Origin of the sequence: Planktothrix sp. FACHB-1355 (assembly GCF_014748295.1) — a bacterium.
GTDB lineage: Bacteria > Cyanobacteriota > Cyanobacteriia > Cyanobacteriales > Aerosakkonemataceae > Aerosakkonema > Aerosakkonema funiforme_A.
In genome coordinates this window covers 1-3479 of record NZ_JACJUP010000773.1, presented here as the reverse complement: position 1 = coordinate 3479, position 3479 = coordinate 1, and the positions used below count along the sequence as shown (strand labels likewise).

At 46.6% G+C, this 3479-nt stretch carries 4 protein-coding genes; 2 read left to right on the top strand and 2 right to left on the bottom strand.

All coding sequences use genetic code 11. The features are described from left to right. The coding region (gene thrC, locus H6S82_RS24645; protein ID WP_191056862.1) for a threonine synthase at nt 1-701 on the bottom strand (701 nt) is incomplete at its 3' end. Nucleotides 702-1148: 447 nt separating this feature from the next. Beyond that, nucleotides 1149-1409: a MoaD/ThiS family protein gene (locus H6S82_RS24640; RefSeq protein WP_190467124.1), complete on the bottom strand. Its 261-nt coding sequence runs from the start codon at nt 1407-1409 to the stop codon at nt 1149-1151. A gap of 354 nt (nt 1410-1763) precedes the next feature. Between H6S82_RS24640 and H6S82_RS24635 the strand changes: the two genes are divergently transcribed. Together H6S82_RS24635 and H6S82_RS24630 are read left to right on the top strand one after the other, a co-directional pair. Further along, the gene (locus H6S82_RS24635; protein ID WP_190467121.1) at nt 1764-2567 is read left to right on the top strand and encodes an alpha/beta hydrolase; all 804 of its coding nucleotides are present in this window, start codon (nt 1764-1766) and stop codon (nt 2565-2567) included. Next, the coding region (locus tag H6S82_RS24630) for a GAF domain-containing protein (protein WP_191056861.1) at nt 2552-3479 on the top strand (928 nt) is incomplete at its 3' end. The genes H6S82_RS24635 and H6S82_RS24630, both read left to right, overlap by 16 nt.

Below are 3479 nucleotides of genomic sequence, written 5' to 3'. Positions count from 1 at the left end.
TGTTCTATTACTTCGTAACCCAAGGTTTTGGAACCTTCCGAATAGTAGGGGCGCAGGTTGATATTGACAAATCCCCACCCGTGTGTATTGGCAACTTCGCAGCAGAGGCGGTTTACTTGGTCGTAATTTCCTTGCACCGCCATCACGGTGGGGCCATAAATCAACGTACCGAGAACTTTACCTGCTTCCAAATCGGCGGGGATGAAGACACAACAGTCAAGACCGGCATGAGCGGCGATCGCAGCTGTAGAGTTCGCTAAATTTCCCGTACTGGCACAAGATACTGTAGAAAAACCCAACTCTCTAGCTCTAGTTAGGGCGACAGACACGACCCTATCCTTAAAGCTGAGAGTCGGCATATTGACGGCATCGTTTTTAATATATAGCTTTTTCAATCCCAGACGACGAGCTAAGCGATTTGCTCTCACCAACGGTGTCATGCCTGTTCCCACATCGATCGGGTTGTTGGTAGCGACCGGTAAAAACGGGCGGTAGCGCCAAATTGAGTTTGGCCCTGCCTGAATGGTTTCGCGGGTGACAGTGCGGCGGAGAGCATCGTAATCGTAAGCCACTTCCAAGGGGCCAAAACAGAACTCGCAGACGTGCGTTGCTTTGGGCTCGTACTCTGCACCGCACTCCTTACACTTGAGCGATTTAAAGGTGGCGGTTGTGGTTGCTTGGGCTGCGATCGTCTGGGTCATGGTGCCTGCTCTCCCTCGGTGTCTGTCAACTTTCGATTGATGCTAGCACGACCTCCACAGCGAGTCAAATATACCCGACCTTTTTTGTCGGGTTTGCTGTGAATACCTTAAATCGAAGGTTTCTACAAGTCATGAAACATTTCTACAAATAATGAAATATCTCTACAAGTTATGAAATATTTCTACAACTCATCCAGAGTTTTCCTGATAGACACTCGACTGGAAGAGTATCTATTCGGGCAAGGACTTTCAACAGCCCGATGCGATCGCGATTACCTACTGGTGGGATTGAATTCCAATAAATTTAAACAAAAGGCAATATTTTAGAAATTGATAACTTATGTAGAAAATTAAGTTTTGGATATTCTCAACAGCAACGTCCCAGGCTATAGACCCTTTTTTTTTAACTTTTTTCTTTTGACTTTTGACTTTTGACTTTTGACTTTTCTAACCTCCACTCACAGGTGGAATCAGCACCACCTCATCGCCATCTTGTAGGAGGGTATTGGGTTCGACAAACTCCAGATTGATGCCAAAGCGCGTCAAATCGCGCCATTGGGCGAGTTCGGGATGTTCGGCAATCAAACGCTCCAGCACAGCTGCGATCGGTGTGGCAACTGGGAATTCTAATACTAGCTCCGGAACGCCATAGGCTTCTTGGTAAGCAGCGAAGAGTTTGACGGTAACGGTAATGGGAGACTCGGACATGAGAAGGGGAGAGGGGGAGAGTGGGAGAGGGAGAGAATAAACAAGTCTCTCACAAACAGAAGGCTTTCTTAAACTTTTGTAGCTTTTTGAAATATCACATCAAACATAATTTTACCTCATGTCACAGGCAAGAGGGCTGAATACTGCGATACTAATTCCATAGAAAATCTTAATTTTTGCTGGAGAATGGCAGACAGAAATTATTTGGCTAATACCTCATTTTCAGACAGGTGTCAAATACCGTATATTCTCGTAGTCTAGGTATTAGCCAAAGTTTTATCGTAGTTGATATAGCCTTAATTTGTTCTTAAGTTAAGTTGTTGAGTAAGTAAACAAAAAAAGGATTGCTAGCTTATGAAGACTACTAGCATAATGCAGCGCAATAACGTCAACGTTTTAGGTAGCGGCGATCGGACGATCGTCTTTGCCCACGGCTTTGGCTCGGATCAGACCGCGTGGCGACAACAGGTAGAAACATTTGCGCCCAATTTTCGCATCGTACTTTTCGATCACGTCGGCGCGGGTAAATCAGATTTTTCTGCTTACAGTCCGCGTCGCTACAGCAGCCTCTACAGTTACGCAGAGGATTTGCTCGATTTGTGTGCCGAGTTAAAGCTAACTAAAAGCATTTTGGTCGGTCATTCTGTTAGCGGTATGGTTAGCCTCTTGGCAGCATTAGTTGAGCCAGATTGCTTCAGCGATCTGATCTTTCTGGATGCTTCTCCCCGTTATCTCAATGATGTTGGATATTACGGTGGCTTTGAGCAGGATGAATTGGATGCCTTTTACGAAGCTATGTCAGCCAACTATTATGCGTGGGCAAGCGGCTTTGCTCCCATAGCAATGGCTACCGAAGATAAACCCGAGTTGGCGGCAGAGTTTGCCAGAACTCTGGCAGCAACTCGTCCCGATATCGCCCAAGCGGTTGCTAAGGTAATTTATCAGTCGGATCACCGAGCTGATTTGTCGCGACTGAAGGTCCCGACTGTAATTCTACAGGCGAGTGATGATATTGCCGTACCACCTCAAGTCGGGGAATACATGGCAGATAAAATTCCTCAAAGTAAGCTTGTTCGGATCGACGCACGAGGTCACTTACCTCATATCAGTGCGCCTGAGATAGTAACGAGTGCGATCGCTCAATGTCTTGCCGCATAACAGAAAATAATTTGGGTTCTCAGTTACCATTTCATCATCCCGATCGACTGCCGACTTTTGAAGCCGTCTCCATCGGTCTTGCTATCTTACTTGTCCTGTTGGGTGTGGTGGAGAAATGGACACTCCTGTGGCTGTTAGCACCAGGGATATTCACATTCTGCACCCTACTCCCTCTTTCTCCACTGCGAGTTGCGCCGTTCCTGGGATTAGGGGCATTGCTAATCGGAATACTGCACGGTGATGGGATGCTATTGCGTCCGGCAGTTGAAATAGCAACTTTACCATTATTCGGCAGCTTAATTCGTCGGTTTTTGCAAAATATCGAGTGGCGATTGGCTTCTCAATCCGTGCTGGCTACTCTTTCGGAAATTGATATAACTGCCAAGTACGGTAGCGGGGAAATTCGGGCTAATACAATTATCAGTCAGGTTTTGACTTTACTGCGCGACTATGCTTGTGCGGATGCGGCGATCGCTCTGCGGGAACTAGACGAGGTGACGGCAGAAGTTTTGGTAAGTTTGCCTTCCAGAACTTTACCCGCTCGCTTGACTACGCCAGCACTTTTCGCGGAAGCGCTCTCCCAAAATCGCTGTCTTTATTATATAGATTACCCGTCCACTCCCAATGCTTTTCACGTATTATTAGCCAAAGGAACTAAATCCCTGGCGGTGTTGCCACTGCAAGATGAAAGCAGTTTGCGGGGGGCAATTTTGCTCATTTGGTATCGCCAAGCGAATATCTCTTCGCACTTGCAGCAGTTGATCGAGTCGCTACTCGGTCAATTGCGAACTTTATTGAAGTTTAGCGATACTACCCTACGCCTGGATAAATTACAAGCACGCTTCAGCGCCATGTTAGAAACAATTCATCAAGGAGTCGTGTTTGTTGATGAAAGTGGCGAACAAGGTTGGA